This is a genomic window from Oleomonas cavernae (genome assembly GCF_003590945.1).
Classification (GTDB): domain Bacteria; phylum Pseudomonadota; class Alphaproteobacteria; order Zavarziniales; family Zavarziniaceae; genus Zavarzinia; species Zavarzinia cavernae.
Window position 1 is genome coordinate 1,114,159 of sequence record NZ_QYUK01000011.1, and the last position, 12,835, is coordinate 1,126,993.

The 12,835-nt window shown below is 66.0% G+C and carries 10 protein-coding genes and 1 pseudogene; 4 read left to right on the forward strand and 7 right to left on the reverse strand.

Annotated features, from left to right (window positions below; translation table 11 throughout):
* Positions 1 to 12 precede the first annotated feature (12 nt).
* The 3 genes from D3874_RS29185 to D3874_RS09035 are packed head-to-tail and all read left to right on the forward strand — an operon-like array spanning position 13 to position 3,438.
* Positions 13 to 1,845: a DUF4118 domain-containing protein gene (locus tag D3874_RS29185; RefSeq protein WP_199699000.1), complete on the forward strand. Its 1,833-nt coding sequence runs from the start codon at positions 13 to 15 to the stop codon at positions 1,843 to 1,845.
* Positions 1,842 to 2,744, forward strand: coding sequence for a sensor histidine kinase (locus D3874_RS09030; protein WP_199699001.1), 903 nt, complete (start codon positions 1,842 to 1,844; stop codon positions 2,742 to 2,744). The genes D3874_RS29185 and D3874_RS09030 overlap by 4 nt, the downstream gene beginning before the upstream one ends.
* Complete coding sequence (locus D3874_RS09035) at positions 2,737 to 3,438, forward strand: response regulator (protein WP_119777795.1); 702 nt, start codon at positions 2,737 to 2,739, stop codon at positions 3,436 to 3,438. The genes D3874_RS09030 and D3874_RS09035 overlap by 8 nt, the downstream gene beginning before the upstream one ends.
* 20 nt (positions 3,439 to 3,458) lie before the next feature.
* Here the strand turns inward: D3874_RS09035 and D3874_RS09040 are convergent, their stop codons facing one another.
* The 7 genes from D3874_RS09040 to gfa form a co-directional block, all read right to left on the reverse strand.
* Entirely contained in the window at positions 3,459 to 3,749 is a 291-nt protein-coding gene (locus tag D3874_RS09040; RefSeq protein WP_119777796.1) for a hypothetical protein, read from the reverse strand.
* A 149-nt stretch (positions 3,750 to 3,898) separates the two neighbouring features.
* On the reverse strand, positions 3,899 to 4,876 hold the full coding sequence (locus D3874_RS09045; protein ID WP_119777797.1) for a bile acid:sodium symporter family protein: 978 nt from the start codon (positions 4,874 to 4,876) through the stop codon (positions 3,899 to 3,901).
* Positions 4,877 to 4,981: 105 nt separating this feature from the next.
* Entirely contained in the window at positions 4,982 to 7,000 is a 2,019-nt protein-coding gene (locus tag D3874_RS09050; RefSeq protein ID WP_119777798.1) for a DUF1302 domain-containing protein, read from the reverse strand.
* Between the two features lie 310 nt (positions 7,001 to 7,310).
* Positions 7,311 to 8,228, reverse strand: coding sequence for a polyphosphate kinase 2 (gene ppk2, locus D3874_RS09055; protein WP_119777799.1), 918 nt, complete (start codon positions 8,226 to 8,228; stop codon positions 7,311 to 7,313).
* A 73-nt stretch (positions 8,229 to 8,301) separates the two neighbouring features.
* Positions 8,302 to 9,141 carry an S-formylglutathione hydrolase gene (fghA, locus tag D3874_RS09060; protein WP_119777800.1) on the reverse strand — a complete coding sequence of 280 codons (840 nt, stop codon included), beginning with the start codon at positions 9,139 to 9,141 and terminating at the stop codon, positions 8,302 to 8,304.
* A gap of 115 nt (positions 9,142 to 9,256) precedes the next feature.
* Positions 9,257 to 10,366 (reverse strand): S-(hydroxymethyl)glutathione dehydrogenase/class III alcohol dehydrogenase, encoded by a 1,110-nt coding sequence (locus D3874_RS09065; protein WP_119777801.1) that lies wholly within the window; start codon positions 10,364 to 10,366, stop codon positions 9,257 to 9,259.
* A 66-nt stretch (positions 10,367 to 10,432) separates the two neighbouring features.
* Positions 10,433 to 11,008: an S-(hydroxymethyl)glutathione synthase gene (gfa, locus tag D3874_RS09070; protein ID WP_119777802.1), complete on the reverse strand. Its 576-nt coding sequence runs from the start codon at positions 11,006 to 11,008 to the stop codon at positions 10,433 to 10,435.
* 356 nt (positions 11,009 to 11,364) lie between these two features.
* Here gfa and D3874_RS09075 point away from each other — a divergent pair.
* A pseudogene (locus D3874_RS09075) lies at positions 11,365 to 12,737 on the forward strand (class II 3-deoxy-7-phosphoheptulonate synthase).
* The last annotated feature ends 98 nt before the right edge of the window (positions 12,738 to 12,835 follow it).

A 12,835-nucleotide genomic window follows, 5' to 3' on the forward strand; every position in this document is an offset into this window, starting at 1 on the left:
GGGAAGGGCGCTTTGCCCGAACCAGCAGCCGACTCAGACGCCCGCCCGGCCCCCGACGCGCTTTTAGCCGACGCGCAGGCCGAGCGGCGCGGCAAGCTCAAGGTCTTCCTCGGCGCCGCCCCCGGCGTGGGGAAGACCTATGCCATGCTGGAGGCCGCCCATGCCGCCCGGCGCGACGGCATCGACGCGGTCGTCGGCGTGGTCGAGACCCACGGCCGGCGCGAGACCCTGGACAAGCTGGCGGGCCTGGAAATCCTGCCGCGCCGACTGCACGCCTATCGCGGGCGCGAACTCGACGAGATGGATATCGACGCGGTGCTGGCCAGGCGGCCGGCCCTGGTCCTGATCGACGAACTGGCCCATACCAATGCGCCGGGGTCGAGACATCCCAAGCGTTACCAGGATGTCGACGAGGTGCTGGCGGCCGGGATCGACGTCTATGCCACCTTGAACATCCAGCATCTGGAAAGCCTGAACGACGTGGTGGCCCAGATCACCCGCATCCGGGTGCGCGAGACCCTGCCCGACAGCGTGCTGGAACGGGCCGACCAGATCGAACTGGTCGATCTGACGCCCGAAGACCTGCTGAAGCGCCTGAAGGAAGGCAAGGTTTACCTGGGCGACCAGGCGACCCGGGCGGTGCGCCACTATTTCTCGCCCGGCAACCTCACCGCCCTGCGCGAACTGGCCCTGCGCCAGGCGGCGGCGCGGGTGGACGACCAGATGGTCCACTACATGCGGGCCCATGCCATTTCCGGCCCCTGGCCGGCGGGCGAGCGCCTGATGGTCGCGGTCAGTCCCAGCCCGTCGTCCCAGCGCCTGGTGCGCGCGGCGGCGCGCATCGCCGAACGCCTGCATGCCCGCTGGTTCGCCGTCTATGTCGAGACCCTGGCCCACGAACGCCTCTCGGAAGCCGCCCGGGACCAGATCGCCGATACCCTGCGCCTGGCCGAGCAGTTGGGCGCCGAAGCCCTGACGGTGAGCGGTGCCGACCCGGCGGAAGCCCTGGTGGCGGCGGCCAACGAGCGCAACGTGACGCGCATGGTGGTGGGGCAATCGCGGCAGTCCCGCTTCGAGGAATGGCTGCGCGGCTCCCTGGTCTCGCGCCTCTTGCGCCGGGCCGGGCCGATCGAGGTCCACGTCCTGCCGGATCTGGAGGCCGTCGCCAAGGCCAAGGTCGAAGCGGCGGCGCGGACGGAACCGGTCGCGAAGGCCTCGTTCGACCCCAAGCCGTTCCTGTGGAGCACCCTGCTGGTGGCGGCCGTGACCGGTGCCGCGCAACTGGCGGCGATGGTCAGCTCCAACTCGGTGGTATCGCTGTTCTATATCGCCGCGGTGATGGCCTCGGCCCTCTCGTTCGGGCGCTGGCCGTCCTTGTTCACGGCGCTTGCCAGCACGCTGGCCTATAATTTCTTCTTCATGCCGCCGCTTTACGAATTCACCGTGGCGGACCCGGCGAACATCATGGCGCTGTTCGTCTTCCTGGGCGTGGCGGTGTTTCTCTCCGGGCTGGCGGCGCGCCTGCGCCTGCTGGCCGAGGCGGCACGGCGGCGGGCGGCCGATGCCGCCGCGCTCTACAGTTTCGCGCGCAAGCTGGCGGGGGTGACCGCGCTCGACGATCTGCTGTGGGCGATCGCCTATCAACTGGCCTCGATGCTGAAGGCGCGCGTGGTGCTCCTGCTGCCCGACGAGACCGGCCGCCTCGACATCCGCGCCGGCTACCCGCCCGACGACACGCTGAGCGAGGCGGAACGGGCGGCGGCACAATGGTGCTGGGACCAGGGCCGTCCCGCCGGTCGCGGCGCCGACACCCTGCCGGGGCCGAGCGGCTGTTCCTGCCGATGAAGACGGCGTCCGGCCCCGCCGCCGTCATCGGCATCGAGCGCAAGGGCGCGGAGCGGACCCTGAACGCCGACGAGCGGCGCCTGGTCGACGCGCTGTGCGACCAGGCGGCGATCGCGGTCGAGCGGGTGCGCCTAGCCGATGAACTGGCCGAGGCCAGCGTCGCCGCCGAGACCGAGCATCTGCGCAGCCTGCTGTTCAACTCGATCAGCCACGACCTGCGCACGCCGCTAGCCTCGATCCTGGGGGCGGCGACCAGCCTGCGCCTGAACCACGAAGGGCTGACGGCACAGGACCGCAACGACCTGCTCGACACGGTGCAGGAGGAAAGCGAGCGCCTGAACCGCTTCGTCGGCAACCTGCTGGACATGACCCGGCTGGAGGCCGGGGTGCTGAAGCCCAGCCGGGCCTGGATGGATATTCGCGATGTCGTGGGCAGCGCCCTGCGCCGGGCCAAGACCCTGCTGGCCCGCCACCAGGTGCGGGTCGAGGCCGAACCCGGCCTGCCGCCCATGAACCTCGATGCGATCCTGATCGAGCAGGTGCTGGTGAACCTGCTCGACAATGCCCAGAAATATTCCGATCCCGGCAGCGAGATCGTGATGCGCCTGGCCCGCGCCGGCAGCAATCTCGTGATCGATGTGATTGATCAGGGCCTGGGCATTCCCGAGGCCGAGCGCGACCTGATCTTCGACAAGTTCTACCGGGTGCGGGCGGGCGACCGGCGCCAGGCCGGCACCGGCCTGGGCCTGTCGATCTGCAAGGGCTTCGTCGGCGTCCACGGCGGCACGATCAAGGCGCTGCCGGCGCCGCAGGGCGAGGGGGCGATGATCCGCGTTACCCTGCCCATCGATCCCATAGGCCCGCTGCCGCCGCCCGACAGCGAGGGCGACGATGCCTGATCCCGCCGTGACCATTCTGGTGGTCGATGACGACGAGCAGATCCGCCGCTTCCTGCGCACCAGCCTGGGCGCCCATGGCTATCACATGGTCGAGGCGGCGACGGCGGCGGATGCCGAGCGGCGGGCGCGGGCCAACCGGCCCGACCTGATCCTGCTGGACCTGGGGCTGCCCGACCGCGACGGCATCGATGTGCTCAAGGACCTGCGCGGCTGGACCAAAGTGCCGGTGATCATCCTCTCTGCCCGGGGCGAGGAGGCGAGTAAGGTCAAGGCCCTGGACCTGGGTGCCGACGATTACGTGACCAAGCCCTTCGGCACCGGCGAGTTGCTGGCCCGCCTGCGCGCCGCCCTGCGCCACCGCGACGCCAGCCCGGCCGACTCGGTCTGGGCCTCCGAAGACCTGCGGGTGGATATCGCCGCGCGTGTCACGACGAAAGGCGGTGCGCCGGTGAAGCTGTCGCGGCGGGAGTGGGATGTGCTGCGTGTCCTGGTGCTGAACGCCGGGCGGGTGGTCACCCACCGGCAGATCCTGGAAACCGTCTGGGGCCCGGCCCAGGCCGACTATACGCAATACCTCTGGGTCTACATCGGCCATCTGCGCGACAAGCTGGAACCCGACCCGGCCCAGCCTCGCTATATCCAGACCGAGCCCAGCGTGGGCTACCGCCTGGTGCGGGCGGAGGATGCGGCCTAGGTTGTGAGCTCATGAATGGTTCAGGAAGTCGCGCTTTCGTCGACCCATAGCTTCGTGCCGATAGGAACCATCTGCTTTGTTATGCCAGGACCGAGCATAATAGGAATGAAGTCTGGATGCGGCGGCGATGAGAATTCGATACCACCAACGATGGTTTCGAGGATGTCGCCGTCGGGCGTTTCGAGCGTAACGGCGTCGCCACCCCTGATTTTCCAGTTGTGTTCGCTGTGCCTCGGTATCCCCGGCACGACAATGACCGAACTCCGACCCGATAGTTCAAACACGTCATCCACCGTCGAGAGATGTAACATCTAAGGGGATCCCTTCGGTTTGAAATATGACGGCAATAACGACCTGATCGTCATCCCGGCGAAGGCCGGGATCCATGGCAATGGCAATCGAGATCCATCTCGTGTTCCACGACAATGGATCCCGGCCTTCGCCGGGATGACGGCTGTGACTATATTTTCTGCGCCGCGTAGTGGTTGGCGATGACGCTGACGATCACCAATTGCAGGAAATGATAGAGCATGATCGGCGCGATGATCAGGCCCAGCGCCGCCGGCGGCATGGTGGCGAAGATGATGCCGGCCAGCGGCACGCCGGTGGCGAGCGATTTCTTGGAGCCGCAGAACAGCGCGGCGATACGGTCCTCGCGGTTGAACTTCAGCAGCTTGCACGGGATCAGCAGCAGGCCGTAGACGATAAAGAAGAGGGCCACCGCGCCGGCGGCGATCTCGACCAGCAGGATCGGCTCGTGCCGGGTCCAGATGCCCTCGGCGATCGAATTGCAGAAGGAATTGTAGACGATCGACAGGATCACCAGCCGGTCGATGGTCTTGATCCAGCCGGCGTTGCGCGCAACCCAGGCCGCCAGCGGCCGATGCAGTAGCTGCCCCACCGCCGTCGGCACCAGCACCAGCAGCACGATTTTCAGGATGACATCGCCCAGCGGCAGGGAAGCGGCGCCGGAACTGGCCAGGAACCAGGCCATCAGGGCCGGGGTGGCGAAGACGCCGATCAGGCTGGACAGGCTCGCATTGAACAGGGCGCCGGGGATGTTGCCCTTGGCTAGCGAGGTCATGGCCACCGACGACGAGACGGTGGAGGGCAGGGCGGCGATATAGAAGAAGCCGATCCACACCTCGGGCGGCAGCAGGGGCCGCACTGCCGGGCCGGCGGCCAGGACGACCAGCGGGAACAGCGCGAAGGTCGCCAGCACCACGACCAGGTGCAGCCGCCAATGGCTGAGGCCGGCGCGCATCTTCTCGGGCGCCAGGGTCAGGCCGTAGAGGAAGAAGACGATGGCGATGCCGTAGGATGCCACCCATTCGATATGCAGGAAACCGCCGGTCACCCCGGGAGCTGGCCAGACCACCGCCAGGACGACCACGCCGATCAGGGCGAGCAGGAACGGGTCGAGCAGGACTTTTTTCATCGGACATGACGGCCTAAGGCGGGAAGGGTTGCCCCGACCTTGCCCGCCCACCCGTATGCTTGTCTACCCCACTTGTATGCAAGTCGCCCCGCACCGGGGGGCAGGTCAGAAGGTGTATTTCACCGTGGCGACGACATAGTCGCGGTCGGCCAGCGGCCGCTCGACCCGGTGATACGAGCCGAGGAAGGCGTTGTAGATGATGCTGACCTCGAGGTTGTTGAGGTGCCGCAGCTTGACCCCGGTGGCGACCCGGAAATCGCCGTTGCCGGTCAAGGCACCCAGCGAGCCGTTATAGGCCGGCGAGCCGATCGCCTGGCCGACGATGACCGGCACGAACATGTCCCAACCGCCGGGGAAGACATCGTTGTAGCCGAATTCGAACTGCGCCTGATAACCCCAGGAGAAGCGGTCGCCGGTCAGGTCGTCGAACTTGTTGATGTTGTTGCCATTGCCGTCCTTCAGCGGCTGGCCGTGGATGTCGTAGAGGTACAGGGTCTCGTGATCGACGACATAGTTGAAGCTGACCTCGCCGACGATGCTGAGCGAGTCCCACAACGGGGTCGAGCCCATGACGTAGAGCGCGTTGAAATTGGTCTGGACGACATCGCCCCGCACCGGCTGGGGTGCCGTGATGCCTGAGATATTGCCGTCGACCAGCATCGGCGCATCCTGACGGTAGGCGAAGTCGAAGCCCAGATTGACTTGGCCGATGGTGGTCGAGGCGCTGGCGCCGTAGAGCTTCACGTCGTCGAAATATTGCGCGACGTAGGTATAGGGCAGGTACAGCGGGGCAACGTCGGCGACGATATTGTCGATCGCATTGGTGACCTGCTGCTGGATGCCGCTGCAATCGATGCCCAGCAGGCCGCAGACGCTGGTCAGGGCGCCGCCCAGGGTGCCGGGCCGGAACGGGTCGGTCTGTACCGTCGAGATGCCGAAGACCGGTAGTGGGTTCTTCTCGTGGTATTTGAGGAAATAAAGGCCGGCGTTGATGTCGTCGGTCAGGGCATAGCTCAGGCCCAGGCCCCATTGGGCATTGTTGTTGGGCTTCTTCTCGCCCCGGTAGGCGACGTCGAAGCGCCCGTTCTGTGCATCGCCGATGCCCAGCAGGTTGTTGCTGAGCAGGTTCGACAGGATCTGCACGATCTGCGGCGGCAGGCCCAGCGCGCTGCAATTGGGAATCGACGAACTCAGGGTGCAGGCCGAGGCGTAATTGGCAATGACATCGGGGAAGGGGTTGACCGAACCATAGGCGAATTCGGCCCCCGGCCCGATGATGTCGGACCGGCTGAAGTAACTGCCCACGCCATCGAGCTGGTTGTAGTCATAGTCGAACTGGTAATAGCCCAGGATGCTGAGCCGATCGGTAACGCCCCAGTTCATCGAGACCTGCGGCACCGGCAGCAGGATGTCCTTGACCTCGGCGCCCGGCGTATTCGCCCTTGTGGTGTCGACCACGCCCTGGCTGAGCGAGATATTGCCGAAGAACAGGCTCTCGCCCCAGGCCACCACCTGGTTGCCGACACGCAGCGAGAGGTCGGTGCCGAAGACATCGAAGGTGCCATAGGCAAAGGCATCCAGCGCGCGGAAGCGGCCGCCGTTGGCATAGCGGGTCTGGCCGGTGAACTCGTCGGCCGGGCCGCCGTGCTTGTTGATGCCGTCGGGAAAGTTGACGTCGTTGGAATTGTCGGCGTGATAGACGAAATCGTAATAGGCGTTGCCGCTGGCCTTGAAGCCCCAGTCCTCGTATTTGAAGTTGGCCTCGACCAGGGCGCTGAACATGTTGGTGAACATGTCGCCTTTTTCGAAATTCCGGTTGGGATCGTCGAAATTGTAGCTGCGCGGCACATGGGTCGAGACGTCGATCGGCTGGAGGATCGGGATCTGCGGCAGCAGCACGACATGGGCATAGTCGGTCGTGGGCGAGAACGAGCGGGGACTGGCATCTTCGGCGCGGATGCCGGCCTGGTAGGTGGTGGTCACATTGACCGACAGGCTGGCACCGTTGTCGAAGTCGATCACTTCCGACAGGGCCGAGGCGGTGCCGCCCAGGATGCCGGCGATCACGCTGGCACGGACGACGGCGCGCGATGCCCGGCGCCGATTGCTTAAGCCTTTTACCATGACGCACACCCCCGATTTGACCCCGTCTGTCGCGGCTTTGGCTGCACCAACAAACCCGGTGCACCCTTTTGCTGGATCAGGCCGTTGCCCTGACGGGCACGCCTCACAAGGCGATCATCGCCAAAATCGCCACCCCACCGGCCACGTGATTCCACCGTAGGCCGCCGGGTTGTTCCCGATCTGGTTGAACATCACGCCGATGCCGGTTCACTGCATGGTCCATGCGGACTAGGCAGTGCGGGCGGGCCGGGATTTGGGAAAGGGGGGTGGTCGTCCCGGCGCGGCGGCCGGGACGACGCAAGGGAGGAGATCAGTAGATCTCGGGCACCAGCATCTCTTGGGGCACCGGGTTGCGGATATAGTCGTCGTGCCGGGTCCGTTCGGGCAGGACGATGGCGGGGTGTTCCACCGGTTCGTAGGGGATCTGGGTCAGCAGGTGATTGATGCAATTGAGGCGCGCCCGCTTCTTGTCGACCGCCTGCACCACCCACCAGGGCGCTTCCGCGATGTGGGTGCGCTCCAGCATCACTTCCTTGGCCTTGGTGTAGAGCTCCCAGCGGCGGCGGGATTCAAGGTCCATCGGGCTCAGCTTCCACTGCTTCAGCGGGTCGTGGATGCGGCTGAGGAAGCGCATGTGCTGCTCCTCGTCGGTGATCGAGAACCAGTACTTGAGCACCTTGATGCCCGAGCGCGCCAGCATCCGCTCGAATTCCGGCACCGAGCGGAAGAATTCCTCGTATTCGTCGTCGGTGCAGAAGCCCATCACCCGCTCGACGCCGGCGCGGTTGTACCAGCTACGGTCGAACAGGACGATTTCGCCGGCCGCCGGCAGGTGCGAGACATAGCGCTGGAAGTACCATTGGGTACGTTCGCGGTCGTTGGGCGCGGGCAGGGCGGCGACCCGGCAGACGCGGGGATTGAGGCGCTGGGTGATGCGCTTGATGGCGCCGCCCTTGCCGGCTGAATCGCGCCCCTCGAAGACGATGACGATCTTCTGGCGCGAATTGACAACCCAGTCCTGGACCTTGATCAATTCGGTCTGCAGGCGCAGCAATTCGCGGAAATAGAACCGGCGGAATTCCTTTTCCTCGGCCGTGTCCGGCGCTCTCACTTCCTCGCCGTCGGGCCCGAACTCGTGGTCCTCGAGTTCCAGTTCGAGCTCTTCCTCGTAGCTGTCCATCATGTCGCGTCGGATGCGCGCCACGACTTCGTCGTCATCAAGGTTCATGGGCCTATCTCACTGATTTGGATCTCAAATCGGCAAGATAAGCGCTTTGCGTGACGGTTTGGCGAAAATCGGCTCAAGCCTTCAAGCGCTCGGCGTGCCATGCCAGGTGCTCGGCCATGAAGGTCGAGATGAAGTGATAGGAATGGTCGTAGCCCTCCTGCAGGCGCAGGGTGAGGGGGATGCCGGCGGCATCGCAGGCGGCCTGCAGCAGTTCGGGCTTGAGCTGGCCGGCCAGGAAGCTGTCGGCGGTGCCCTGGTCGACCAGCAGGTCGGGCGGGCGGGCGCCATCCTCGATCAGGGCGACGGCGTCGTGCTGGCGCCACAGCGCCGTGTCGGGGCCCAGATAGCCGGGCAGGGCCTTCTGGCCCCAGGGCACCTGGGTGGGGGCGACGATCGGGGCGAAGGCCGAGGTCGACTTGAAACGGCCGGGGTGGCGCAGGGCGACGGTCAGGGCGCCGTGCCCGCCCATGGAATGGCCGGTGATGCCCTGTCGCGCGGTGTCGACCGGGAAATGCTGTGCGATCACCGCCGGCAGCTCCTGGGTGACGTAGGACCACATCTTGAAATGGGGCGCCCAGGGGGCTTGCGTCGCATCGACATAGAAGCCGGCGCCCTGGCCCATGTCCCAGGCGGGATCGTCGGCCACGCCTTCCCCGCGCGGGCTGGTGTCGGGGCACACCACGATCAGGCCCAGCTCGGCCGCGGCCTGCCGGTATTCGCCCTTGTCCATGACATTGGCATGGGTGCAGGTCAGGCCCGACAGATAGGTGACCACCGGGCAGGGTCCCTTGGCCGCCGCCGGCGGCACGAAGACCGCGAAAGTCATGGTGGTGCCGGTGGCACCCGAGGCGTGGCGATAGACGCCTTGGGTGCCACCATGGGCGCGGTGGGTCTCGACGGTTTCGATCGTCATGGGGTTACTCCAACCCTGTGTGGAGTCATCCCGGCGGAGGCCGGGATCCATTCTGATCCAGCGCGAGCTGCCCGGAAATGGATCCCGGCCTTCGCCGGGATGACGACATAAAACCTCAGAACGTGACGACGGCGCGGATTGACTTGCCGTGGTGCATGAGGTCGAAGGCGTCGTTGATCTGCTCGAGCGGCAGGACATGGGTGATCATCGGGTCGATCTGGATCTTGCCGTCCATGTACCAGTCGACGATCTTGGGCACATCGGTACGGCCGCGCGCGCCGCCGAAGGCGGTGCCGCGCCAGACCCGCCCGGTGACGAGCTGAAACGGCCGGGTCGAGATCTCCTGGCCGGCCCCGGCGACGCCGATGATGACGCTCTCGCCCCAGCCCTTGTGGGCGCATTCCAGCGCCTGGCGCATCACCGTGGTGTTGCCGGTGCAGTCGAAGCTATAGTCGGCGCCGCCCTTGGTCAGTTCCACCAGGTGGGCGACGATGTCGCCGCTGACCTTTTTCGGGTTCACGAAATGGGTCATGCCGAACTGGCGGCCCCAGGCTTCCTTGTCGTCGTTGAGGTCGACGCCGACGATCATGTTGGCGCCGACGAGCTGCAAGCCCTGGATCACGTTGAGGCCGATGCCGCCCAGACCGAAGACCACGGCATTGCAGCCCGCCGTCGCCTTGGCCGTGTTGATCACCGCGCCGATGCCGGTGGTGACGCCGCAGCCGATGTAGCAGACCTTGTCGAAGGGCGCGTCAGTACGGATCTTGGCCAGGGCGATCTCCGGCACCACGGTGTAGTTGGCGAAGGTCGAGGTGCCCATGTAGTGCAGCACCGGCTTGCCCTTGTAGGAGAAGCGCGAGGTGCCGTCGGGCATCTGGCCGCGGCCTTGGGTGATGCGGATCTTCTGGCACAGGTTGGTCTTGCGGCTGAGGCAGTAGTCGCACTGCCGGCATTCCGGGGTATAGAGCGGGATGACATGGTCGCCCGGCTTGAGCGTGGTGACGCCGGCCCCAACCTCGACCACCACGCCGGCGCCCTCGTGGCCCAGGATCGCGGGGAACAGGCCCTCGGGGTCGCTGCCTGAGAGGGTGAAGGCATCGGTGTGGCAGATGCCGGTGGCCTTGATCTCGACCAGCACCTCGCCCTCGCGCGGGCCTTCCAGTTGCACGGTGGTGACCTCGAGCGGCTTGCCGGCCTCGAAGGCGACGGCGGCGCGAACGTCCATGACAGTATTCCTTATGGCAAAGCCGGCCGGGCGCGCGGCCCGGCCGGTTGTGTGCAAGTTCGGTGATCAGGCCGCCAGGGCGCCCGAGGCCTTGGCGACATGGGTGGCGATGGCATCCATCAGGGCCGGCGAGAGCGCGTCATAGGGCTCCAGCCCCAGTTCACGCAGGCGCCCGCGGATGGCGCCCATCTGTTCCGGCCGGACACCGGATTCGATGACCGAGGAGACGAAGGCGGCGAATTCGGGCTGCGACCAGCCGCTCTGGGGCGAGAGTTCGGTGTGGATGAAGTCGAGGCCGTAGAAGGGATGGTTGGTGTTCTCGATGCGGCCGTACATGTGGACGCCGCAGCCCTTGCAGGCATGGCGCTGGATCGGCGCGTCCTTGTTGACGATGGCGAGCTTGTCGGCGTTCTCGGTCACCGAGACCTTGTCGCGCGAGACCACGGCGACGACCGAGAAGATGGCGCCCTTGGGCTTCCAGCACTTGGTGCAGCCGCAGGCGTGGTTGTGCGCGGTCTGCGCCGCCACGCTCACCTTGACCGGCCGGTCGGCGCATTTGCACACCAAGGTGCCGCCGGCGAAATCCTTCGAGCCCGGCGCAATGCCATTGTCGATGGACGGATGCAGGGATATCGATGCCATGGTTACTTCCTCCCGGTGTCGAGCTGTTTAGGGTGGGTGGTGGTCATTGCCGGCGGGTTTGCCCGCTTCGTTCGGACTCGATCACGGCGTGCAGTCTTCCAGATGGTCGGGGCGCGGACAACACCGCTTACCGCTACGGAATCTTATATTTCTCAAAGATCAGAGGCGGTCGGCGGGCCGTCGAATTGACGGTGGCGGAGCACGCTTCGGGCGGCTTGTCTGGAACCGCCATCGCCTTGATCGATTGCGGCACAGGGGGCCTCCACCCGCCCGCGCAAAGGCTGGCAAAGCGCAGGTGAAGCGCCTATATGTGTTTCCCCTATCAATTTTGGCCTTATTTAGGTTTGGAAAGTCCTATGGGTAAGCCTTGGAGCCCCGACAGCTGGCGCAACCTGCCGATCCGGCAGGTGCCCGACTATCCCGATGCCGCCGCCCTCGAGGTGGTTGAAGGCAAGCTCCGGTCGTATCCGCCGCTGGTGTTTGCCGGCGAGGCCAGGAACCTGAAGAAGTCGCTGGGCGAGGTGGCGGAAGGCCGTGCTTTCCTGCTCCAGGGTGGTGATTGCGCGGAAAGCTTCGCCGAATTCCACCCCAACAATATCCGCGACATGTTCCGCGTCATCCTGCAGATGGCAGTGGTGCTGACCTATGCCGCGGCTTGCCCCGTGGTGAAGGTGGGCCGCATGGCCGGGCAGTTCGCCAAGCCGCGCTCGGCCCCGAACGAGGAAATCGGCGGCGTCAGCCTGCCGTCCTACCGCGGCGACATCGTCAACGGCATGGACTTCAACCCGGAAGCCCGGGTGCCCGATCCCAACCGCCTGCTCCAGGCCTATCTCCAGGCGGCCTCGACGCTCAACCTGCTGCGCGCCTTCGCGCAAGGGGGTACGCCGACCTGCACCAGGTGAACCGCTGGAACATGGGCTTCGTCTCAGGGCAAACCATGGAGCGCTACCGCGACCTGGCCCAGCGGATCGAGGAGTCGCTGGACTTCATGGCCGCCTGCGGCGTCACCGGCGAGACCACGCCCAGCCTGCGCCAGACCGACTTCTACACCAGCCACGAGGCCCTGCTGCTGGGCTACGAGCAGGCGATGACGCGCGAGGATTCGACCCAGGGCGGCTGGTACGACACCTCGGCCCACATGCTGTGGGTCGGCGAGCGCACCCGTAACCTGGACGGCGCCCATGTCGAGTTCATGCGCGGCATCAAGAACCCGATCGGTTGCAAGGTCGGCCCGGGCATGGAGCCGTCCGAACTGATCACCCTGATCGACGCCCTGAACCCGGCCAACGAGCCCGGCCGCCTGACCCTGATCACCCGCATGGGTCACGACCAGGTCGAGCGCAAGCTGCCCGCCCTGCTGCGCGCGGTGAAGCGCGAGGGCCGCAAGGTGGTGTGGTCGTGCGATCCCATGCACGGCAACACGATCAAGTCGTCGACCGGCTACAAGACCCGGCCCTTCGACCGCATCCTGGCCGAGGTGCGCGGCTTCTTCGCCGCCCACCAGGCCGAGGGCACCTATGCCGGCGGCATCCATGTCGAGATGACCGGGCAGAACGTGACCGAGTGCATCGGCGGCGCCGTCGAGATCTCGGACGAGCAGTTGGGCGACCGCTACCACACCCACTGCGACCCGCGCCTCAACGCCGCCCAAGCCCTGGAACTGGCCTTCCTGGTGGCTGAAGGCATCAAGCAGGAACGCAAGGCGCCGCCGCTTCAGGCCGCGTCGTAATCTGATCTGGTCCCCTCTGCCGCGGCGGAGGGGACTCTTTCCCCGTCATTCCGGCGAAGGCCGGAATCCATTGAGACGTCGCGCGCTGGCCCAGAATG

Coding starts and splice junctions, on each gene's coding strand:
- D3874_RS09030 (WP_199699001.1), top strand. CDS start 1,842: ATGAAGACGGCGTCCGGCCCCGCCGCCGTCATCGGCATCGAGCGCAAG.
- D3874_RS09035 (WP_119777795.1), top strand. CDS start 2,737: ATGCCTGATCCCGCCGTGACCATTCTGGTGGTCGATGACGACGAGCAG.
- D3874_RS09040 (WP_119777796.1), bottom strand. CDS start 3,749: ATGTTACATCTCTCGACGGTGGATGACGTGTTTGAACTATCGGGTCGG.
- D3874_RS09045 (WP_119777797.1), bottom strand. CDS start 4,876: ATGAAAAAAGTCCTGCTCGACCCGTTCCTGCTCGCCCTGATCGGCGTG.
- D3874_RS09050 (WP_119777798.1), bottom strand. CDS start 7,000: ATGGTAAAAGGCTTAAGCAATCGGCGCCGGGCATCGCGCGCCGTCGTC.
- ppk2 (WP_119777799.1), bottom strand. CDS start 8,228: ATGAACCTTGATGACGACGAAGTCGTGGCGCGCATCCGACGCGACATG.
- fghA (WP_119777800.1), bottom strand. CDS start 9,141: ATGACGATCGAAACCGTCGAGACCCACCGCGCCCATGGTGGCACCCAA.
- D3874_RS09065 (WP_119777801.1), bottom strand. CDS start 10,366: ATGGACGTTCGCGCCGCCGTCGCCTTCGAGGCCGGCAAGCCGCTCGAG.
- gfa (WP_119777802.1), bottom strand. CDS start 11,008: ATGGCATCGATATCCCTGCATCCGTCCATCGACAATGGCATTGCGCCG.